Below are 20,109 nucleotides of genomic sequence, written 5' to 3'. Positions count from 1 at the left end.
GTGACCATCGCGCCAACGGAGCCCGCGTCAGACGCCGAGGCCGTGCCGCCCGTGGTGGCCACGCCTCCCGGTACCGCCGACGGCGGACCGGGCGAGGACGGGCCGGGTGTCGCCCTGCTGCGCACCCTGACCCAGCTGACCGAGGACCTGACCGCGACCGACCCCGGCAAGGTGGCCGCCGCCGCCCTGCGCGGCCGGCACGCCGGCTCCGACGAGGCCGAACTGCGGTCGCTGGCCACCGATGCCGCGGCCGGTCTGATCGGTGACGAGCCGCAGTACTCCAAGCTGGCTGCGCGGCTGCTCACCCTCGCGATCTCGGAGGAGGCGGCCGGACAGGGGGCGGTCGCCTTCTCCGCCTCCGTCGAGGTCGGCCACCGCGAGGGGCTGATCGCCGACGAGACCGCGGAGTTCGTCCGGGCGCACGCCGCCCGGCTGGACGCGCTGGTCGACCGGGCGCTCGCCGACGGGGCCGACGACCGCTTCGGGTACTTCGGGCTGCGCACCCTGCACTCGCGCTACCTGCTGCGGCACCCCACCACCCGTCAGGTCATCGAGACCCCGCAGCACTTCCTGCTCCGGGTGGCCTGCGGTCTCGCCGAGGACCACAGCGACCGCGCGCTGGACGACGTCGCCGAGCTCTACCGGCTCACCAGCTCGCTGTCCTACCTGCCCTCCTCCCCCACCCTCTTCAACTCCGGCACCCGCCACCCGCAGATGTCGTCCTGCTATCTGCTGGACTCGCCGCTGGACGAGCTGGACTCGATCTACGACCGCTACCACCAGGTCGCCCGGCTCTCCAAGCACGCCGGCGGCATCGGCCTCTCGTACTCCCGCATCCGCGCCCGCGGTTCGCTGATCCGCGGCACCAACGGGCACTCCAACGGCATCGTGCCGTTCCTGCGCACCCTGGACGCCTCGGTCGCGGCCGTGAACCAGGGCGGCCGGCGCAAGGGCGCGGCCTGCGTCTACCTGGAGACCTGGCACGCGGACATCGAGGAGTTCCTGGAGCTGCGCGACAACACCGGTGAGGAGGCGCGCCGTACGCACAACCTGAACATCGCGCACTGGATCCCGGACGAGTTCATGCGCCGGGTGGAGGCGGACGCCGACTGGTCGCTGTTCTCGCCCTCGGACGCCCCGGAGCTGGTGGACCTGTGGGGCGACGCATTCGACGCCGCCTACCGGAAGCTGGAGGCCGAGGGCCGGGCGCTCAAGCAGATCCCGGCCCGGGTGCTGTACTCCCGCATGATGCGCACCCTGGCGCAGACCGGCAACGGCTGGATGACGTTCAAGGACGCCGCCAACCGCACCGCCAACCAGACCGCCGAGCGCGGCCAGGTCGTGCACTCGTCCAACCTGTGCACGGAGATCCTGGAGGTGACGAACGACGGGGAGACCGCGGTCTGCAACCTCGGGTCGGTCAACCTCGCGGCGCACCTGGGCGACAACGGTGAGATGGACTGGGAGCGGCTGGACGCGACCGTCCGCACGGCCGTGACCTTCCTCGACCGCGTGGTGGACATCAACTTCTACCCGACCGAGCAGGCCGGGACGTCCAACTCCCGCTGGCGCCCGGTCGGTCTGGGCCTGATGGGCCTCCAGGACGTCTTCTTCCGGCTGCGGCTGCCCTTCGACTCGCCCGAGGCGCAGGAGCTGTCGACCCGTATCTCCGAGCGGATCATGCTCGCCGCCTACGAGGCGTCCGCCGACCTCGCCGAGCGGCACGGCCCGCACCCGGCGTGGTCCGCGACCCGCACCGCCCGTGGCGTGCTGCACCCGGACCACTACCCGAACGCCGAGCCCCGCTGGGCCGACCGCTGGGCGGCGCTGCGCAGCCGTATCGCCCTGACCGGCATGCGCAACTCGCTGCTGCTGGCGATCGCGCCGACCGCGACCATCGCATCGATCGCGGGCGTGTACGAGTGCATCGAGCCGCAGGTCTCCAACCTCTTCAAGCGCGAGACGCTGTCCGGTGAGTTCCTCCAGGTCAACGCGTATCTGATCGAGGAGCTCAAGGCGCTGGGGCTGTGGGACGCGCGGACCCGGGACGCGCTGCGCGAGGCCAACGGCTCGGTGCAGGACGTCGAGTGGATCCCGGCGGAGATCCGGGCGCTGTACCGCACCGCCTGGGAGATCCCGCAGCGCGCGCTGATCGACATGGCCGCGGCCCGTACGCCGTACCTGGACCAGAGCCAGTCGCTGAACCTGTTCATGGCGTCCCCGACCATCGGCAAGCTCAGCTCGATGTACGCCTACGCCTGGAAGCGCGGCATCAAGACGACGTACTACCTGCGTTCGCGGCCGGCGACCCGGATCGCCCAGTCGGCGCGCGGCACCGCGGCCGCCGCCCCCGCCCCCGTCCCGCAGCAGGCCACCGACCCCGAGGCGGTCGCCTGCTCCCTGGAAAACCCCGAGTCCTGCGAGGCCTGCCAGTAATGACCACCGCACCGGAAACGAACGCCGCCGCGGCCCACACCGCCACGACCGGCGAGAAGAACCTTCTCGACCCGGGCTTCGAGCTGACCCTGCGTCCGATGCGGTACCCGGAGTTCTACGACCGCTACCGGGACGCCATCAAGAACACCTGGACCGTGGAGGAGGTCGACCTCCACTCGGACGTCGCCGACCTCGCCAAGCTCTCGCCGGGTGAGCAGCACATGATCGGCCGGCTGGTGGCGTTCTTCGCGACCGGCGACTCGATCGTCGCCAACAACCTCGTGCTGACGCTGTACAAGCACATCAACTCCCCCGAGGCGCGGCTGTACCTGAGCCGTCAGCTCTTCGAGGAGGCCGTGCACGTCCAGTTCTATCTGACGCTGCTGGACACTTACCTTCCCGACCCGGACGACCGGGCCGCGGCCTTCGCGGCGGTGGAGAACATCCCCTCCATCCGCGAGAAGGCGGAGTTCTGCTTCAAGTGGATGGACTCGGTCGAGAGCATCGACCGGCTGGAGTCCCAGGCCGACCGGCGCCGCTTCCTGCTCAACCTGATCTGCTTCGCGGCCTGCATCGAGGGGCTGTTCTTCTACGGCGCCTTCGCGTACGTGTACTGGTTCCGCTCCCGCGGGCTGCTGCACGGGCTGGCCACCGGCACCAACTGGGTCTTCCGCGACGAGTCCATGCACATGGAGTTCGCGTTCTCGGTGGTGGACACCGTGCGCCAGGAGGAGCCCGAGCTCTTCGACGACAAGCTGGAGCAGCAGGTCACCGAGATGCTCAAGGAGGCCGTCGAGGCGGAGCTCCAGTTCGGCCGCGACCTGTGCGGTGAGGGCCTGCCGGGCATGAACACCGCGTCGATGCGCGAGTACCTCCAGTGCGTCGCGGACCAGCGGCTCCAGCGGCTCGGCTTCGCGCCCGTCTACGGCTCGGAGAACCCGTTCTCCTTCATGGAGCTCCAGAACGTCCAGGAGCTGACCAACTTCTTCGAGCGCCGGGCATCCGCCTACCAGGTCGCCGTCGAGGGTTCGGTCTCCTTCGACGACGACTTCTAGGCCGGTAGGCCGGTAGGCCGCCGGTCCGGTAGTCCGGGCGAAGGGGCCCGCCCGCGGCGCGATGCCGTGGGCGGGCCCCTTTGTCTGCCGCGATCCGTTTCCCTGTGGGACGCGTTGCCCGGCCCCGGCGGGACCTCAGTCCGGATCCGTCCCGTTCGGGGACAGGGCCGCGCGCACGACCGACGGGTACGGGGCGTTCATCGCGAGATGGCCGAGCGACAGCCCGGCGACGGCGCCGGCGATGCCGGTCACCCAGCGCCAGACGCCCGTGAGGTCGAAGGTCAGCAGCGCGGCACAGCCGATGAGCACCGCGGCGAGAAGCGGCACGGCCAGTGGCACGTAAAGCAGCCAGGCGGAGTGCGGGTCCCACAGCCGCAGAGCGCGCGGCGCACCGTTGCCCGCGGCGGCCTTCTCGACGGCGACGCCCTCGGCGGCCAGCATCTGCGCATCATCGGCCTTGAGCATTCCGTGCAGCACGCAGCCGTCGTCGGTCACCAGCGCCGCCGGTGTGGCACCCCCGGAGAGCCGCCCGCCGTCGGCGCCCTGGCGCGCGTCCCAGCACAGCCACACCTCCTGCCCCGTCAGGGAATCGGGGACATGCTCCGCCATGACATTGGCCAGGAAATGCGCGGTGCGGGAGGACCCGGTGACAATTTTCAAGCAGGGCTCTTTGCTGTCCCCCCGCCGCCAGAAATCAGGCCCCAGGTATTTCCCGCGTACCGCCCTGTCGGCGCGGCCCAGCCGGGAAAAGGGACGGAACCCGTGGCGCAGGGAGAGGCCGACCACGGAGAGGACCAGGCCGGCGGCCCAGGCGATGCCGACGATCCAGACCTGACCGGTCCCCATCGTGGCGCCCTTGAGCGCATCACCGAGGCTGCGCTCGTCGCCCGCCAAGGCGCCCAGTCCGGGACGCGCCGGGGCGTAGAGGACCGAGACCGTGCCCCCGGCGCGCGGACGGTCGGGGGTGACCGGATGGACGGTTGCCGTGGCCGGCCGCCCGCCCGTCTTCGGGGCAAGCCGGACGACCGCCGTGGAGGTGTAGTAGTCGTGGCCCTTGCTCGGATCGTGCAGCCGGACATCGCCGACCTTCTCGATCGGTACGGCCGCGAACTCCGCCCCGGCGTCCACGATCCGCTGCATCTGTTCCGGCCGCTGGGGCGTCCCCGTCACGAGGGCGAAAAGGGTCACCAGCACCGTGCAGACGCCGAGGTACCACGCCAGGGAACGCGCCTGCACACCGCGGCGCGAGGGCAGCACCCGGGGCGGCCCGTCCGCTTCCACGGCCCGGGGTCCGCCCGCTCCCTCCGAGAACTCGGCGACGGAGATCGCGGCGTACGGCCGCCGTCCCCCTGCCGCGCGCGGGAACAAGGCGATGCCGCCGGCACAGGCCAGTGCGCACCCCAGCGCGACAAGTATCGCCGTCCGCCGTGGCTGTGGGTCCGGCCAGAAGAGCCACAGCGGCAAGACGGCGGTGAGGGCCGCCAACCCCAGTGCGGCGCACCACGCCCCGGCCCGGCGCGGGGCCGCGCCCACCCGCTGAAGGGCAGGCGCGGCCCCGGTCGCGGCCTGGTCAGCCGAAGACATCTCGTACCTCGTCGGTGGTCGTCTCGTTCCGGCCCTTGGTGCCCTGCTCGGCTGCCGTCCGGCCGTCCTTGGTGCTCTTGTCCACGTCTTCGAATCCGTCCTTGCCCTCGTTGCCGGAGACGCCTCCGGCGATGGGGACAGCGGTGCCCCATGCGGTGTCCATGTTCGCCTCATGGTTGCCGGGAGTGCGATTCTCCATCTTGATGTCCCGCGCCATGCGGTCCATTTCCCGGTCGAAGCCCCGGGCCGAACCACCGACTCCGCCTGCCGCACCACCGGTGACGGCGGTGATCGCGGTCTGCCGCCCGTCGAGATCCTCGCCCTTGCGATAGGAGTCCAGGACATCGCCGGTGACGCCGCCGGCCGCACCGCCCACCGCACCGCTGACGAAATCGCCGCGGCCGAGGGCCGTCGCGACCTTTCCCGCTCCGGTGCCGACGGTCGCACCGCCGATCCCGCCCATGAGATTGGTCCCCCACTCCGGGCCCTTGCCGGAGAGGAGACTGGTGGCCACACCGCCGGCCGTGCCGGACGCCGTGTTCACCGTGAACCCTTCCAGCGCCTTGACGCCGCGTTGCATCAACTGCGGCCTGAGGTAGCGCGAGCCCTTGATCCCCCGATAGACCCGGGCAATGAGCCTCAGCATCCTGCCCAGTCTGCCCGCCGCGTCCAGGGCTCGCTTGGCCAGCATCGCCACCCGGGCCGTACCGACCGCGGCGGAGACACCGAGGGTCAGGAAGGACATGCCGATCGAGACACCGACGGAGATCCCGATCTCGATGTAGATGTCCTCGATTTCGTCATTGACCTCCTCGATGGCTTTCGCGGCCTTCTCAAGGCCCTCGGCGGCTTCATCGAAATTCGCGGTCACCGGGTCGACGGCCTTTTTGCACTCGTTCCAGTGCTCCTGGAACGCCTCGGCGGCTTCGCCCCGCCAGGTGTGCCCCACCGCGGCGTTGACCTGCTTGTCCAGGGCCCCGAAGATCCGGTCGACCTCGGATTTCAGGTGGCGCCACTGCTTGGCGGCCTCGCGCAGCTCGTCCGGCCGTCCGCCGGGATGGACGATCTCAATTCCGAGTTCTACGATCTCCTCGGCTACGGACTCGTCCCCGCTCATCACTTACCCCCGTCGTTTTTCCCGAAGAGCGCCTCGACGCCCTGATCGTTGACCTCCGTGTTGCTGCTGACCTGCTTCAACGCGGCCCCGATCTCGTCGAGATGGGTGTATATGGCCTTCATGGCACTGGCCACATCCGCGGAGTACTCGATATATGCCGAGGTCACCTCTTCCGACTCGGTCAGGACCCCGAAGCCGTCGGTGATCGCCTCTTCGCCGGTTTCCGCGGTGAACTTCTGGAGCGTCTTCTCCAGATCGTAGGAGTGCTGCTCAAAACTGCGAGCCAGCTTCATCATCTCACCGTGGTCGACATATGACTCTTTGTCAGCCATCTGCTGCAGCCCCTTCCCCGTTGGATCCGCTCCGGCACAAGCTGCCATTGCCATGCCAGCTTAGGCGCAAGCCACGTGCCTTCAGGCAGCCTTGAGGGCATATCAATAGGCGAGAGAGTGGAGAGGCCATGACCCCGGGATTGCTTATACAGCGCGTTGAGGCGATAACCGAAGAGAGCACGCTTCCAGCCCAAAGCCGGGCATAGCGGTGACAAGTTTTGGTAAAGCGAAGTACCGGCAGATCATTTATGGAGCGGAATTTCGGGGAGGTTAGCCGTAATCCGCCGACCGGGGACGGTCGTTGATCGGCCCTCTGGTGACGCGACGCCGCCACCGAACCCGATGCCGGGCCCGCCCGCCTTCTTCGGCGACAAGCCGCCCAAACATGCAGATCACGACCTACAACAGGAGCTAACAGACGGCCTCCGCCCCCTCTTCTCCCTGGTGGCACGCCGTTTATGAGCGTTCTGTGACCTCGGCAACCGGAACCGGGGCCGCCTTCTCTATCCGGGTATGAAGGGAACGAAGGGGCGTCGCCGGTTCCTCGACTATCCGCGGCAGGGGCGGGAGGGCCCGCGCCGCTGGCTGCCGTCATGGCGTCAGTGGCTCGGGGTTCTCTCACTCGGCCTGGTCGGCCTGGCCGGGCTGTTAGCCGTGGTCTACGCGAAGATCGACGTGCCGGACGAGAATGAGCTGGCGGGCAAGCAGGCCACCGTCTATCACTGGTCCGACGGCAGCGAAATGGTGAGCGTGGGTGCCGTCAACCGGCAGAACATCACCCTCGACAAGGTGCCGGACTCGGTGGAGAACTCCGTGATCGCGGCGGAGAACGCCACGTTCTACAGCGATTCCGGGGTCTCCCTCAAAGGCATCGGCCGCGCCGTGGTCAGCATGGTCACCGGCGGGGACACCCAGGGCGGCTCGACCATTACCCAGCAGTATGTGAAGAACACGTACCTCTCGCAGGACCAGACGGTCACCCGCAAGGTGCGGGAATTCATCATCGCGCTGAAGCTGAGCAACCAGAAGTCCAAGCACGACATTCTGCGCGGATATCTCAACACCAGCTGGTTCGGCCGCGATTCCTATGGGATCGAGGCCGCCGCCCATGCCTATTACGGCATTGACGCCAGCCGGCTGAACCCCAGCCAGGGAGCCGTGCTGGCCGCCGTGCTGAAGGGTTCGGAGCAGTACGACCCGGGGCTGAGCAAGGCCAATCACGCACGGGCCGTGGCGCGTTGGGAGTGGATACTGGACCGGCAGGTCGCCACCGGGAAGATGAGCAAGGAAGAGCGGGCGAAGTACCGCACCTTCCCGGAGCCCCGGAAACTGTCGAAACCCACCAGCCAGGCCGGCCAGACCGGGTACCTGGTCGATGTCGCCAACAAGTTCATCAAGGCCCGTACGGGGCTGACCGCCAAGGATCTGGCGCGCGGCGGCTATCACCTTCACACCACCTTCGACAAAGAGCGCACCCGCCGCCTGGAAAAGGCCGTCAACGAGGTCCGCCGGAAGGAGATCGATCCGAAGCGCCGCGAGGCCGATGCCTTTGTGCAATTCGGCGCGGCCTCCGTACGCCCCGATGACGGGGCGATCGTCGCGCTGTACGGCGGTCCGGACGCCACCAAGCACTTCAGCAACAACGCGGACACCTCGGCGGTCCCGGCCGGGTCCGCCTTCAAGCCGTTCGTGCTGGCGGCCGCGCTCCAGGAGGAGGCCGAGGAGGCCGACGACACCGAGGACCCCACGACCGCGCCGGACGACGAGGAGACCCCGGCACAGAAGCTGGGCGGGGCGCTGATGGCGGGCCAGAGCCCGCCCTTCGTCCAGGCCGGGAAGGAGATAGGGCTGGAGCGGATCCGGGATCTCGCGGTGCGGTCGGGACTGCGCAAGGAGAGCATGGCGCAGCTGGAACAGACCTTCCCGCTGGGCACCTCCGCGCCCAGCGCGATCCGGATGGCGAGCGCCTACACGACCTTCGCCAACGGCGGGCTGCACCAGGAGCCGTACGCGGTGTCCGGGATGACCTACGACGGCAAGAAGGTGCCGGGGCTGGACCGTCCCGAGGCCGAGCAGGTGCTCGATGCCAAGGTCGCCGAGGAGGTGTCGAACTCCCTGCGGCTCGTCGGCTGGCTCACCCTGGGCCGGGACGGCGGGCCGGTCCCCGAGCAGCCGGTGGCGGCGGGCCGCACGGAGGCGGGCGACCGGATGAAGTCGGCGTGGTTCATCGGCAGTCCGTCCGCCGCGGAACCGGACTTCGGTGCCGGCACCGGCGCGAAGAACGGGACGGGCGTCCGTCCCGGGCCCACGCCCGCTCCCGGCACCGGGGACGGCAACGAGCCGACCACCGCCGTCACCATGTTCCGCAACAAGGCGGGCACCCCCGACCTGCTGCCGATGCAGGGCGTCGGGGGCGCGAAGAGCAAGCTGGGCACGACCCTGCCGCCGAAGGTCTGGCGGGCCTATCAGCAGGGGTCGTGACGCGAACGGGCGCCCGGCCGGCAGCCGGGCGCCCGTTCGTCTCAGTCGTTGGCGACGACGGGGTAGCGGGGCTCCCGCTCGGCCATCTGCTTCAGCGCGTCCTTGCGGTCCCGCTTGCTGAGCCGGTCGATGTAGAGGTAGCCGTAGAGGTGATCGGTCTCGTGCTGGAGGCAGCGCGCGAAGTAGCCGGTGCCCCGGATCGCGACCGGCTCGCCCTTGGCGTCCTGACCGCGCACCACGGCGTAGTCGGGGCGGGGCAGCTCGGCGTAGGCACCGGGCACGGACAGGCAGCCCTCGTTGGAGTCGTCCAGGATCCGGCGCTCGGCGGGCAGCTCGTCCAGCACCGGGTTGCAGACCGCCCCGACGTGCCGGACGCCCTCGTCGTCCAGGCAGTCGTAGACGAAGACCTTCAGGTCCACACCGATCTGGTTGGCGGCCAGGCCCACGCCCTCGGCGGTGCGCTGGCTGGCGAACATGTCGTCGATGAGCCGGCCGAGCTCCTCGTCGAACGCCGTGACGTCCTTGCACTCCTTGTGGAGCACCGGATTGCCGACGACCGTGATCGGTCGCGAGGTGCCGCGCTCACGGTGGGCGGCCTCCCGCTCCCCGGCGCCGGTGACGTCGTCGATGAACTCCTCGTCCACGCGCTGGTCACCGTCTTGATCAAACACAGGCTGCTGGGCCATCTCCGCCGTACGCCTTCCTGAAAACCCTGAATAGTCGCCCTACAGCCTACGGGGGCGCGACCGGGCCCTCAGCAGACCTCTTCAAGATCGCGCCACTCCCGGGTGTCCGGGCTGTCCGCGACCCAGCCGTCCAGCAGGCCCCGGACCAGCGCGGACGGCGCCGCGATACCGCATTCGCGCTCCGGCACCCACAGCGAGCCGGAGCCCGCGGTGCGGTGGCCGAGCGGGCCGGGGTGGCCGGGCTCACTGTGATCGTGCGGGTCGAGATGCTCGCCCTCGCCCTCGTCGCTGGGCATCCGGCTCTCCGAGCACGTACGGCACAGCAGCCGCACCGAGGACGACCAGTCCTCGGCCGCGAAGCCCGCGTCGGCCGCCAGCCGCTCCAGGGCGTCCCGGTCGGCCTCCGTGGCGGCCTCCAGGAGCACCACCCAGGTGGGGACCGGAGAGGGCGCCCACAGCTCGATCTCGTCGAAGACCGGGTACGAGGGGCCCGCTGCGGTGGTCCGCTCGCCGTGCGGGACGCCGTCGTGCAGCACCACCTCGCCCCAGCGCCGCCCGGAGGACGGCAGCGGGATGGACAGCACCTCGATACGGGCCGGGTCCAGCCGGCGGCCCCAGACGACCTCGGCCTCGCCCTCCGGGGAGAGCCGGACCGCGGCGCTGCCCAGGGCCATACCGAGCGGTTCGCCGGACGGGGAACCCCCGCCGGGGACCTTGAGGCCGTACGCCTGCCAGGCGCGGCGGGCCAGCGGCCAGTCCTGGAGGGCGGTGGCGGCGATGCCGACGTTCCACCAGTCGGGCGCCCCGGTCTCGCGGTCCAGCAGCGCGACGGCGCGCAGTCCGGCGGCCCGGGCCTGCTCCCAGTCGTGCCGGAACTTGTGCAGCAGGGCCAGATTGAACCAGGACTCCGAGAGCCACGGCTCCATGTCCGCGGCGCGGGTCAGCAGTGCTCCCGCGTCCTCGTAACGGCCGTCGCCGATCAGCGTGAAAGCGCGGTCGGTCGCCTGCCGCCACGAGGCGGAGGGCCGGTGCCGTACCTTGCCGAAGATCCTCACGATTCCCGCCTGCTGGTTGCTCTTGATGCCGCTGAGGTGGGGTCCCGAGCGGCGTCCGGGGCCTTCCGGGGGCCCACTCGACAACCTGCCACAGATTGCCGCCGGGCTCAGCCCGGTTTGCCGGTCCCCCTGCGGCTCCTTGCCCTTCGCCGACCCCCTGAACCCCCTGAGAGGGGCTCCCTTCGCATCCAACCATGCCCATCTCGGAGGGCGCTCATTACCCATGGGTTCCACGACCTCCGGGGCCCGGCGACGGCCTCACGGCAGGGTGTGGCGGCTGGGGCGGATGGGGCGTCGGCAGGGGGGCGCCGGGCGTCGGTCAGGGTGGTATTTACGGCATTGTCGGGACATACGCGGTCGGTAGGGTCTCGGCTGGTGGCCGGGGGCGCCTCCCCTGAGGGGACAATCCCGCGCCGGGCCCCTCGCTCGTCTCACCCGGCCCGGCCGCCGCAGGCCAGGACCCGGGCCAGCGCCTCGACGACCCGGGGCTCGTGGTCCCGCGCAGTGGACAGCCGCAGCCGCTCCAGGGCGCGCAGCCGGTCACCCGGCCCCGCGGACTCCCCCGACAGATCGTCGTAGGCGTTGACGGTGCGGACGATACGTGCCGTGACCGGCTGCTCGCGATACGGATCGGCCTGCCGCTCGACGATCACCGCGACCTCGGCGGGGACGCCGGTCTGCCGGACCACGGCGCCGCCCAGCAGCGCGATCCGGCGCTGTTCGGCGGGCGGCAGCGGCGCGGTCGCGCCGTCCGGCACCGGGTCCAGCAGGGAGAGCTGGCCGATGTCATGCATCAGCGCGGCATGTTCGAGCACATCCAGATCCGGTGCGTTCAGGCCGAGTTCACGGCCCACGGCACGGCTGAGCGCGGCCACCCGGCGGGCATGGCCGTGCGGGGTGTAGCCGGCGATCTCGGTGGAGCGGGCCAGCGAGGCGATGGTCTGGCGGTAGGTGGCGCGGACGGCCGCGAACCGGCGGAAGGCGAACTGGGTCAGCAGCAGCGGCAGACAGAACACCGGCAGCGCCCACAGCCCGGCGACCGCGGTGGCCAGCGAGATCACCACCCCGGTGGCGCAGACCGCGGAGCCGATGCCGAGCAGTGCGCGCAACTCGTCGCGCAGCAGCGGCCCGTACGGCCAGCCGGTGCGGGCCCGGGCGAGCGCGGCCACCAGGACCGCGTCGCACAGCGCGGTCAGCGCCAGCAGCGCGATCAGGAAGACCGGGTAGACCGGCCCGGAGGCCACCCAGGAGCCCAGCGTCCCGGTGTTGTAGAGCGGCTGGAAGCAGGTGGCGGCGAAGCCGGTGGTCAGTACCCGGCGCGCCAGGGGGTCGAGCGCCGGTCCCTCGCCGCGTGCGAGCCGCGGGACGAGGCCGACCAGACCGGCCGCCAGGACCACGGCCACGATCTGGTGGACGCCATGGGTCGTCGGCCGTCCGCCGGCCTCGCCGAGCAGGGCGTAGGCGAGGGCGCCGGCCGCGCCGAGCGGTGCGCCCTCGCGCGCCCCGGGCACCCGTGCGCCCCCGGCCGCCGGGGCGGGCCCCTGCCCCACCAACTCACCCACCGTGATCAGCACCCCGAAGGCCAGCGCGATCCCCGGCTCGGCGAGCCCGTCCCACAGCGTCCGGCCCAGCGACCAGCACGCGAGCGCGGCGGCCGGGACGTAGACCGCGGCGATCACGGCGCGGCCGCCGCAGGTGCCCGGCTCCGCGGTGCGCGGGGCGCCGGGCGCTTGAGCCGGTGCCGCACGGTGCCCGGCCGCCCGGTCGCGCCGGGGCTCCTCCGCGACGCCGCTCACTTCCCACCGTCCCGCCCCGCCCGTTCGGGCAACGGCACGGGTGGCACCGGTACGGGCTCCCCGCCCCCGGCGTCCCGCGGCGGGGCGTCTTCCCGCTCGGGCCGCCCCGCGCCGGGCTCCGGAGCCGCCGTCACCAGGTCCGGATGCCAGCCGTAGCGGTCGAGCGAGGCCACCAGCGCGCGGACCATCCGCGGATCGAACTGCGCACCGGCGCACTTGCGCAGCTCCGCGACGGCCACCGGCACCGGCCGGGCCCGGCGGTAGGAACGGGTCGAGGTCATCGCGTCGAAGGCGTCGGCGACCGCCACCACCCGTGCCACCTCCGGAATCTGATGCCCCCTCAGCCCGTAGGGGTAGCCGCTGCCGTCCAGCCGCTCGTGGTGGTGCAGGATCGCCGCCCGCGCCTCCTCCAGGAAGCCGATGCCGCGCACGATCTCGTGTCCGTACTCGGGGTGCAGCTCGATCACCCGGCGCTCCTGGGGCGTCAGCGGCCCGTCCTTGCGCAACAGCCGGGTGGGGACGCCGAGTTTGCCGACGTCGTGCAGGATGCCGGCGAACCGCAGCGCTTCCATGCGGTCCTCCGCCAGGCCCAGCTCCCGGGCGATCATCACCGAGGCGCGGCCGACCCGCTCGCTGTGCCCGCGGGTGTAGCGGTCCTTGATGTCCACGGCCTGGACGAGGGCGCGGATGGTGGCCCGGTGGGCGGCGCGTTCGCGGTGATACCGGTCGAAGGCCCAGCAGGAGAGGTACATCGGCAGCAGCACCAGCAGCGCCGCCGGCGGTCCGTACGAGCTGCACCACAGGACCGCCATCATCAGCCCGGCCAGGCCGTGCACCAGATGCGGCGCCAGGGAACGGGTCAGCAGCCCGCGCCAGGCGGTGCGGAGGGGGTGCCGCTCGGCGGCGGCCAGCACCCCGCCGTCGAGCACGGCGAGCACCCCGCAGAAGGTGGCCGCGGCCGCCACGGCCGGCAGCAGCACCACGGGGAACTGCGGTGCGGACAGCGGCTGGTGGCCGAGGACCCGGAACACCTGGGCGGCCGCCCAGCAGGCCAGCGCCAGCTCGGCGGCGTGCCAGAGCCGGCGGGCGGCGGCGAAGCGCGGCTCGGCCGGTGCGAGCACCGCGCCGGGGACCGCGGCCAGCGCGGCCAGCGACGGCGGCAGCAGAAAGACCCCGGCGAGCAAAACGGGGCCGGCCCATCCGGTCGGAAAGCCGCCCGGGGCCCCGGAGTCGGGGGCGTACGGGGCCCGGCCTGCCCGGCAGCGGCGCAGCTGTTCGCAGAGCCCGTACAGGATGGCCAGGGCGAGGGCGCTGCTCCAGGGGGCGCCGGGGCCGAGGCCCACAGCGGGGGCGGCACACAGCGCCGCGGCCGGCGCGGCGCAGCCGATATACCCTCGTGCGGCCGCCGGAAGTCCTCGCATCGCGCCTCCTCGCCCTGCCCACCGCTCCCCCGGGCTCGTAGGGAGCCGGGGCCCTGGCGCGCTGCATCCACAGTGCGCTCGGGTCGGTGAGAATAGAGGGGCGAAGGCGCCGGGGAAGGCGGTTCAGCGGATCGGGCGGGACGAGGGCCCCGCCCCTCACCCCTTGGGGTGATGTGCCGCGTTATTCGGCCCGTGCGGCCCCGGTACGTGCATCGGTGGAGCCGGTCGCGTCGGCCGGACCGGTCCCCTCCTCCGCCGCGGACGCCGCGGCGTCCTCCCGCGCGCGCTCGGCCTGTTCCTTCTTGGCCTGTTCGAGCACGCTCACCTCGGGGACGGTCTCCCCGGCCCGGATGAGCTCGATCCGGCCCATGACCTTGGAGCGCAGATCGCTGGGGACGTCGTCATGGCCGCAGCAGCGCTTGACGAGCTTCTTGACGGCCTGCTCCAGGCCGTACTTCTCCAGGCACGGCGAGCACTCGTCGAGATGCACCTGGAAGTCTGCGCACTCCCCGGCGGGCATCTCCCGGTCGAGGTACTCGTAGAGGTGGTCAAGGACCTCTGAGCAGTCCTTCTCGTGCGGCTCTCCGCAGCTCATGATCCCGAGCCTTTCCGGTCGTGCGCGTCCGACGTCTGCGCGGCCTGCGGGTCACCGGCCGCCGCCCCCGCCGGGACCAGCCCGCGCTCACGGGCGTAATCCTCCAGCATGCCGCGCAGTTGGCGCCGGCCGCGGTGCAGACGGGACATCACCGTGCCGATGGGTGTCCCCATGATGTCCGCGATCTCCTTGTACGCAAAGCCCTCCACGTCCGCCAGGTAGACCGCGATACGGAATTCCTCGGGGATCGCCTGGAGTGCGGCCTTCACGTCCGAGTCGGGGAGGTGGTCGAGCGCCTGCGACTCGGCGGAACGCAGCCCGGTCGACATATGCGACTCGGCGCGCGCCAGTTGCCAGTCCTCGATCTCCTCGGCGGCACTGCGCTGCGGCTCACGCTGCTTCTTGCGGTAGGAGTTGATGAAGGTGTTGGTGAGGATGCGGTAGAGCCACGCCTTGAGGTTGGTGCCCTCCCGGAACTGGTGGAAGGACGCATACGCCTTCGCGTACATCTCCTGCACCAGGTCCTCCGCGTCGGCCGGGTTGCGCGTCATGCGCAGCGCGGCGGAGTACATCTGGTCCAGGAAGGTGAGCGCGTCCCGCTCGAAGCGCGCATTGCGCTCGGCGGCGCTCTCCTGGACCTGCTCCTCAGCCGTGCCGTCGGTCCCTGCGTCGGTACCGGTGACCGGACCCACCTCCTCCAACACCGTCCTGGATCCGGATGCGGACCCACCCGATTCGGAGAATAGACGACGATCCGGTGCCGCCGCCGCTCCAGCCAGGGCGGGCTGCGTGACCTGCATCTGCGACCACGGCAGATCGGCGGCCGGGCGGGCCGGGCAAGCGATTCCCATGCGGCGGACTCCCATTCCTCGTCGTTCACCGGACGTACTCGAGCACTACGCCTGGCACAACAGCCGTGATCGCCGCGGCATTCCCGGTCCGCTGTCAAGACTTCGGACGGACAATGGGTTGACAAATGCGCTTGCCGCTTCGGCAATAGAAGGGTGAACGATCAGGCATACGAGCGGGTACTCGCCGAGGTGGGCCCGCGGCTGCGGCGGATGCGCCAGGAGCGCGGGGTGACGCTGACCGCGCTCTCCGAGGCGACCGGCATCTCGGTGAGCACCCTGTCGCGCCTGGAGTCCGGCGGCCGCAAGGCCACCCTCGAACTGCTGCTGCCGCTGGCGCAGGCCCATCAGGTGCCGCTGGACGAGCTGGTGGGGGCGCCGGAGGTCGGCGATCCCCGGGTGCGGGCGGCCCCGATGCGGCTCGGGGACAGGACCGTGATCCCGCTGACCCGGCAGCCGGGCGCGCTGCAGGCGTTCAAGCTGATCCTCGATCCGGTCGACGGTCCGCGTGAGCAGCGCACACACGAGGGCTACGAGTGGCTGTACGTGCTCTCCGGGCGGCTGCGGCTGCTGCTCGCCGACCGCGATGTGGAGCTGCGGGCCGGGGAGGCGGCGGAGTTCGACACCCGGCTGCCGCACTGGTTCGGCCCGGCGGGCGACGAGCCGGTGGAGCTGCTGAGCCTCTTCGGCAGACAGGGCGAGCGGATGCATGTCCGGGCCCGGCCGCGCGGACAGGACGGGTGAACCGGGCCGAACCCGCGGGCCGGGGAGCCGCCCGCCCCGGCCGCCGGGCCGCCGGGGCCCGCCGCTACGGCACGTACCGGCCCGGCAGCCACCCGAACCGCCCGCGCCGCCCCGGCAGCCGGACCGTCAGCCGAACACCCCGTCCAGCCAGCCCGCCACCGCGTCCGTGATCACGGCCATCGACTCCGCCTCCCCGACGCCTGCCTTCTTCGGTACCGCGAAGCCGTGATCACCGTGAGCCACCTCGGCGAGCTCCGTCCCCGGCGGGAACTCCTCCGGCCGGCCGAACGGGTCCCGGCCGCCCTGGACGACCAGCGTCGGCACCCCGGCACCGGTCAGCTCGTCGGCCCGGGACTTCTCGGGCCGGCCCGGTGGATGCAGCGGGAAGCTCAGCGCCACTACGGCCCGGGCCCCCAGCTCACGCGCCGTACGGCAGGCCACCCGAGCCCCGGCGCTCCGGCCACCGGCGACCACCGGCAGCCCCGGCTTCGCCAGCGCCGGCCACAGCGCGGTCCAGCCGGTGTCCAGGGTCTTCGGCGCGGGCGCCACTTTCTTGCCCGCCACCCGCCACGGCTGCTCGACCAGCGCCACGCAGTAGCCACGGGCCGGCAGCGCGGCCGCCAGCGCCTGGAGGTCACGCGCCTCGATGCCGCCGCCGGCGCCATGACTCAGCGCCACCACGGCCCGCGCCGGCTCCACCGTGCGATACCAGGTGATCCGGGCATCGCCCGCCGGTGTCGCGACCGTCTCGGTCTCCCTCGCCCCAGTGCTCATACGCCCATCCTGCCCGCGCCGCGGCGGGAAGGGCAGCGCGGCGGGCCGGTGCGGCGGCTCAGAACAGCGTGCCGACCTCGGGTCCGTCGAGCTCGGTGACCAGCTCGGGACCGTTGTTGCGGACGTTGCTGACCCCGGTCGGCACGGGATGGGCACGCATCAGCCCGGCCGGCGGCGGCGTCAGCAGTGCGCGCACCTCGTCCGGGTCGGTACGGGCCGGGTCGAGCCAGGCGTCCCAGCGGTCCGGGGTCAGCACCAGCGGCATCCGGGGGTGGATCTCGGCCAGCGACTGCGGCCCGTCGCCCCCGTCCGCCCCGGTCAGCGGTGTGGTCTCGGCCTCCGTGGTGACCACGGTGCAGGTCACCCACCAGGCCAGCGGGTGATCGCCGGGCAGCGTCCGGTCCCGCCAGAACTCGTACAGCCCGGCCATCGCCATCACGGAGCCGTCCGCGGGCGTCACGAAATACGGCTGCTTACGGGGCCGCTTCTTCTTGCCCTGCTCCTCCAGCTGCCGTTCCGCGGCGTCGGTGACCCACTCGAAATACCCGTCTCCGGGCAGCAGGCAGCGACGGGTCGCGAAGGCCTGCCGGAAGGACGGCTTCTCGTGCACCGTCTCGGCCCGGGCATTGATCATCTTCGCGGCGCCCTCGGGTGATTTCGACCACGAGGGGACCAGGCCCCACTTCAGCGCCCGCAGCTGGCGCGCCGGACCGCCCGGTGGGAAGTCCCCGGCCGCCGCGCCCTTGAGGGGACGTTCGAGCACCGCGTGCACCGGGTCCGTCGGGGCCACGTTCCAACTGGGCGCGAGGGTCTCCGCCGGCTCCCACCGCTGAACACCGAAGAGTCCCACCAGCTCCTCGGGGCGACGACTCGCTGCATACCTACCGCACATGCGTGCCACACTGCCATGCCACACGAAGGGGAGACATGGACACCGACCACCTCACGGACATATGGAGCCGCGTGTTCGGGACCCAGCCCGATCCCTCGCTCTGGCTGGTCATCGCCACGGCGGTGCTCGCGCTCGGCGCCGTCGTCCCGCGCACCGCCTGGCGGCTGGCGCGCAACGCCGTCACCATCGCGCACGAGGGCGGGCACGGGCTGATCGCGCTGCTCACCGGCCGCCGCCTGGACGGCATCCGGCTGCACTCCGACACCTCGGGGCTGACCGTCTCGCGGGGCAAGCCGACCGGTCTGGGCATGGTGCTGACCGCCGCGGCCGGCTACATCGCGCCGTCGCTGCTCGGTCTGGCGGGCGCCGCGCTCCTCGCCGCGGGGCACATCACGGCGCTGCTGTGGGGCGCCACCATGCTGCTCCTGGCGATGCTGATCATGATCAGGAACGCCTACGGCGTGCTCACGGTCGTGCTCACCGGCGCCGCGTTCGTGCTGGTCTCCTGGCTGACGACGCCGGATGTGCAGGCGGCGTTCGCGTATGTGGTGGTGTGGTTCCTCCTGCTGGGCGGGGTGCGGCCGCCGTTCGAGCTCCAGGGGAAGCGGCGCCGGGGCGGGGCCGTGGACTCCGACCCGGACCAGTTGGCGCGGCTGACCCATGTCCCGGCGGCCATCTGGCTCGGCCTCTTCCACGTGGTGACGCTGTGCTCGCTGATCGGCGGCGGGCGCTGGCTGCTCGGTCTCTGACGTCAACCGCCCCGCGCCGGGGGCCGGTTCCGCCGCCGCCCCGGCCGGTGGTTCCGCCGGCGACGCGGTTCCGGCACGTGAGCGCACTGCCCGTGCCGTGTTTCACAGGGGTTGCGGCGCTTTTGATCAAGATCGGCACCCTTGCCCAGCCATTAAAGTAAGGGCATGACCGAGAGCCCCACACATCCCGCCCTGTGGCCCGCCCCCCTCGCCTCCGGGGCCGTCGATGCCACCGTCACCGTGCCCGGCTCCAAATCGGTCACCAATCGCGGCCTGGTCCTGGCCGCCCTCTCCGCCGAGCCCGGCTGGCTGCGCCGGCCGCTGCGCTCCCGTGACACGCTCCTGATGGCCGAGGCCCTGCGCACCCTGGGCGTCGGCATCGAGGAGACCGCTTCCTCCAGCTCGACCGGTTCCACGGAGGGCGCCGGGCAGCCCGGTGGCGGGGAGGCCTGGCGGGTGATCCCGGCGGGCCTGCACGGCCCGGCCACCATCGACGTCGGCAATGCCGGAACGGTCATGCGCTTCCTGCCGCCGGTCGCCGCGCTCGCCGACGGCCCGATCCGTTTCGACGGCGACCCGCGCTCCTACGAGCGTCCGCTCGGCGGTGTGATCGACGCGCTGCGCGCCCTGGGGGCCCGGATCGACGACGACAACCGCGGGGCGCTGCCCATGACGGTCTTCGGCAGCGGCGGCCTGGACGGCGGCCGGGTCGAGATCGACGCGTCCTCGTCCTCCCAGTTCGTCAGCGCGCTGCTGCTGTCCGCACCGCGCTTCAACCAGGGCGTCGAGGTCCGGCACGTGGGCGCGGCGCTGCCCTCCATGCCGCACATCCGGATGACCGTCGACATGCTGCGCAGCGTCGGCGCGCAGGTGGACACCCCGGAGGCGGGCGGCGAGCCCAACGTCTGGCGGGTCACCCCGGGCGCGCTGCTGGGCCGTGATCTGGTCGTCGAGCCGGATCTGTCGAACGCCCAGCCGTTCCTCGCCGCGGCGCTGGTCACCGGCGGCCGGGTCACCATCCCGGACTGGCCCGAGCACACCACGCAGCCCGGTGACGCGCTGCGCGAGATCTTCACCACCATGGGCGGTTCGTGCGAGCTGACCGACCGGGGGCTGACCTTCACCGGCAGCGGCCGGATCCACGGCATCGACGTCGACCTGAGCGAGGTCGGCGAGCTGACCCCCGGCATCGCCGCGGTCGCCGCGCTGGCCGACTCCCCCTCCACGCTGCGCGGGGTGGCGCACCTCCGGCTGCACGAGACCGACCGGCTGGCCGCCCTCACCAAGGAGCTCAACGAGCTCGGCGGCGATGTCACCGAGACCGCGGACGGTCTGCACATCCGCCCGCGCCCCCTGCACGGCGGGGTCTTCCACACCTACGAGGACCACCGGCTGGCCACCGCCGCTGCGGTCATCGGCCTGGCCGTCGACGGTGTGCAAGTGGAGAACGTCGCCACCACCGCCAAGACACTCCCGGACTTCCCGGCGATGTGGACGGACATGCTCGACCCGGCGGCCGTGCCGGCCCGGAGAGGCTGAGGCTG

General features: G+C 71.8%; 17 protein-coding genes. 6 read left to right on the top strand and 11 right to left on the bottom strand.

Annotated elements, in window-relative coordinates:
• Together ACZ4XD_RS32045 and ACZ4XD_RS32040 are read left to right on the top strand one after the other, a co-directional pair.
• Positions 1–2,436: a ribonucleoside-diphosphate reductase subunit alpha gene (locus ACZ4XD_RS32045; protein WP_468047883.1), complete on the top strand. Its 2,436-nt coding sequence runs from the start codon at positions 1–3 to the stop codon at positions 2,434–2,436.
• Positions 2,436–3,491: a ribonucleotide-diphosphate reductase subunit beta gene (locus ACZ4XD_RS32040; RefSeq protein ID WP_042148479.1), complete on the top strand. Its 1,056-nt coding sequence runs from the start codon at positions 2,436–2,438 to the stop codon at positions 3,489–3,491. The genes ACZ4XD_RS32045 and ACZ4XD_RS32040 overlap by 1 nt, the downstream gene beginning before the upstream one ends.
• Before the next feature lie 135 nt (positions 3,492–3,626).
• Here ACZ4XD_RS32040 and ACZ4XD_RS32035 read toward each other — a convergent pair whose 3' ends face one another.
• From ACZ4XD_RS32035 to ACZ4XD_RS32025, 3 genes are read right to left on the bottom strand one after another with little or no spacing between them, the layout of a single operon-like run.
• Complete coding sequence (locus ACZ4XD_RS32035; RefSeq protein ID WP_468047881.1) at positions 3,627–5,075, bottom strand: hypothetical protein; 1,449 nt, start codon at positions 5,073–5,075, stop codon at positions 3,627–3,629.
• The gene (locus ACZ4XD_RS32030; protein WP_468047879.1) at positions 5,062–6,192 is read right to left on the bottom strand and encodes a WXG100 family type VII secretion target; all 1,131 of its coding nucleotides are present in this window, start codon (positions 6,190–6,192) and stop codon (positions 5,062–5,064) included. Before ACZ4XD_RS32030 ends, ACZ4XD_RS32035 begins: the two co-directional genes overlap by 14 nt.
• Positions 6,192–6,524 carry a hypothetical protein gene (locus ACZ4XD_RS32025; RefSeq protein WP_251084093.1) on the bottom strand — a complete coding sequence of 111 codons (333 nt, stop codon included), beginning with the start codon at positions 6,522–6,524 and terminating at the stop codon, positions 6,192–6,194. Before ACZ4XD_RS32025 ends, ACZ4XD_RS32030 begins: the two co-directional genes overlap by 1 nt.
• A 513-nt stretch (positions 6,525–7,037) precedes the next feature.
• Here ACZ4XD_RS32025 and ACZ4XD_RS32020 point away from each other — a divergent pair.
• Positions 7,038–9,005, top strand: coding sequence for a transglycosylase domain-containing protein (locus ACZ4XD_RS32020; RefSeq protein WP_468047877.1), 1,968 nt, complete (start codon positions 7,038–7,040; stop codon positions 9,003–9,005).
• Positions 9,006–9,046: 41 nt separating this feature from the next.
• On the opposite strand, the gene def is transcribed toward ACZ4XD_RS32020, so the two are convergent.
• The 6 genes from def to ACZ4XD_RS31990 all read right to left on the bottom strand — a co-directional run bounded on the left by def (position 9,047) and on the right by ACZ4XD_RS31990 (position 15,250).
• A complete protein-coding gene (gene def / locus ACZ4XD_RS32015) occupies positions 9,047–9,691 on the bottom strand; it encodes a peptide deformylase (protein ID WP_468047875.1) in 645 nt (214 codons plus the stop codon).
• 68 nt (positions 9,692–9,759) lie between these two features.
• Positions 9,760–10,746 carry a tetratricopeptide repeat protein gene (locus ACZ4XD_RS32010; protein WP_018089486.1) on the bottom strand — a complete coding sequence of 329 codons (987 nt, stop codon included), beginning with the start codon at positions 10,744–10,746 and terminating at the stop codon, positions 9,760–9,762.
• A gap of 431 nt (positions 10,747–11,177) precedes the next feature.
• Positions 11,178–12,542 carry an HD-GYP domain-containing protein gene (locus tag ACZ4XD_RS32005; protein ID WP_468047872.1) on the bottom strand — a complete coding sequence of 455 codons (1,365 nt, stop codon included), beginning with the start codon at positions 12,540–12,542 and terminating at the stop codon, positions 11,178–11,180.
• Positions 12,539–13,963, bottom strand: a complete 1,425-nt coding sequence (locus ACZ4XD_RS32000) for an HD-GYP domain-containing protein (RefSeq protein ID WP_468047870.1) — start codon at positions 13,961–13,963, stop codon at positions 12,539–12,541. The genes ACZ4XD_RS32005 and ACZ4XD_RS32000 overlap by 4 nt, the downstream gene beginning before the upstream one ends.
• Before the next feature lie 181 nt (positions 13,964–14,144).
• Positions 14,145–14,558 carry a mycothiol system anti-sigma-R factor gene (rsrA, locus tag ACZ4XD_RS31995; RefSeq protein ID WP_468047868.1) on the bottom strand — a complete coding sequence of 138 codons (414 nt, stop codon included), beginning with the start codon at positions 14,556–14,558 and terminating at the stop codon, positions 14,145–14,147.
• Positions 14,555–15,250 (bottom strand): sigma-70 family RNA polymerase sigma factor, encoded by a 696-nt coding sequence (locus ACZ4XD_RS31990; protein WP_190142293.1) that lies wholly within the window; start codon positions 15,248–15,250, stop codon positions 14,555–14,557. The genes rsrA and ACZ4XD_RS31990 overlap by 4 nt, the downstream gene beginning before the upstream one ends.
• Positions 15,251–15,562: 312 nt before the next feature.
• On the opposite strand from ACZ4XD_RS31990, the gene ACZ4XD_RS31985 reads away from it, so the two are divergent.
• Positions 15,563–16,150 (top strand): helix-turn-helix domain-containing protein, encoded by a 588-nt coding sequence (locus tag ACZ4XD_RS31985; RefSeq protein WP_468047866.1) that lies wholly within the window; start codon positions 15,563–15,565, stop codon positions 16,148–16,150.
• 126 nt (positions 16,151–16,276) lie between these two features.
• Here ACZ4XD_RS31985 and ACZ4XD_RS31980 read toward each other — a convergent pair whose 3' ends face one another.
• On the bottom strand, positions 16,277–16,924 hold the full coding sequence (locus tag ACZ4XD_RS31980; RefSeq protein WP_468047864.1) for an alpha/beta hydrolase family protein: 648 nt from the start codon (positions 16,922–16,924) through the stop codon (positions 16,277–16,279).
• 58 nt (positions 16,925–16,982) lie between these two features.
• The gene (locus ACZ4XD_RS31975; protein ID WP_468047862.1) at positions 16,983–17,816 is read right to left on the bottom strand and encodes an SOS response-associated peptidase; all 834 of its coding nucleotides are present in this window, start codon (positions 17,814–17,816) and stop codon (positions 16,983–16,985) included.
• A gap of 35 nt (positions 17,817–17,851) precedes the next feature.
• Here ACZ4XD_RS31975 and ACZ4XD_RS31970 point away from each other — a divergent pair, with 35 nt between their 5' ends.
• Both ACZ4XD_RS31970 and aroA read left to right on the top strand, forming a co-directional pair.
• Positions 17,852–18,565 (top strand): M50 family metallopeptidase, encoded by a 714-nt coding sequence (locus ACZ4XD_RS31970; protein WP_468047860.1) that lies wholly within the window; start codon positions 17,852–17,854, stop codon positions 18,563–18,565.
• Between the two features lie 165 nt (positions 18,566–18,730).
• Positions 18,731–20,104: a 3-phosphoshikimate 1-carboxyvinyltransferase gene (gene aroA, locus ACZ4XD_RS31965; RefSeq protein ID WP_468047858.1), complete on the top strand. Its 1,374-nt coding sequence runs from the start codon at positions 18,731–18,733 to the stop codon at positions 20,102–20,104.
• Positions 20,105–20,109: the final 5 nt, after the last annotated feature.

Source organism: Streptomyces sp. NPDC029466 (assembly GCF_055574515.1).
The sequence above is the reverse complement of the archived record's forward strand: the minus strand, read 5'-3'. Positions and strand labels throughout refer to the sequence as shown.

What these genes read in the sequence shown, in the direction of transcription:
- ACZ4XD_RS32040 (WP_042148479.1), top strand. Translation starts at nt 2,436, where the DNA reads ATGACCACCGCACCGGAAACGAACGCCGCCGCGGCCCACACCGCCACG.
- ACZ4XD_RS32035 (WP_468047881.1), bottom strand. Translation starts at nt 5,075, where the DNA reads ATGTCTTCGGCTGACCAGGCCGCGACCGGGGCCGCGCCTGCCCTTCAG.
- ACZ4XD_RS32030 (WP_468047879.1), bottom strand. Translation starts at nt 6,192, where the DNA reads ATGAGCGGGGACGAGTCCGTAGCCGAGGAGATCGTAGAACTCGGAATT.
- ACZ4XD_RS32025 (WP_251084093.1), bottom strand. Translation starts at nt 6,524, where the DNA reads ATGGCTGACAAAGAGTCATATGTCGACCACGGTGAGATGATGAAGCTG.
- ACZ4XD_RS32020 (WP_468047877.1), top strand. Translation starts at nt 7,038, where the DNA reads ATGAAGGGAACGAAGGGGCGTCGCCGGTTCCTCGACTATCCGCGGCAG.
- def (WP_468047875.1), bottom strand. Translation starts at nt 9,691, where the DNA reads ATGGCCCAGCAGCCTGTGTTTGATCAAGACGGTGACCAGCGCGTGGAC.
- ACZ4XD_RS32000 (WP_468047870.1), bottom strand. Translation starts at nt 13,963, where the DNA reads ATGCGAGGACTTCCGGCGGCCGCACGAGGGTATATCGGCTGCGCCGCG.
- rsrA (WP_468047868.1), bottom strand. Translation starts at nt 14,558, where the DNA reads ATGAGCTGCGGAGAGCCGCACGAGAAGGACTGCTCAGAGGTCCTTGAC.
- ACZ4XD_RS31980 (WP_468047864.1), bottom strand. Translation starts at nt 16,924, where the DNA reads ATGAGCACTGGGGCGAGGGAGACCGAGACGGTCGCGACACCGGCGGGC.
- ACZ4XD_RS31975 (WP_468047862.1), bottom strand. Translation starts at nt 17,816, where the DNA reads ATGTGCGGTAGGTATGCAGCGAGTCGTCGCCCCGAGGAGCTGGTGGGA.
- ACZ4XD_RS31970 (WP_468047860.1), top strand. Translation starts at nt 17,852, where the DNA reads ATGGACACCGACCACCTCACGGACATATGGAGCCGCGTGTTCGGGACC.
- aroA (WP_468047858.1), top strand. Translation starts at nt 18,731, where the DNA reads ATGACCGAGAGCCCCACACATCCCGCCCTGTGGCCCGCCCCCCTCGCC.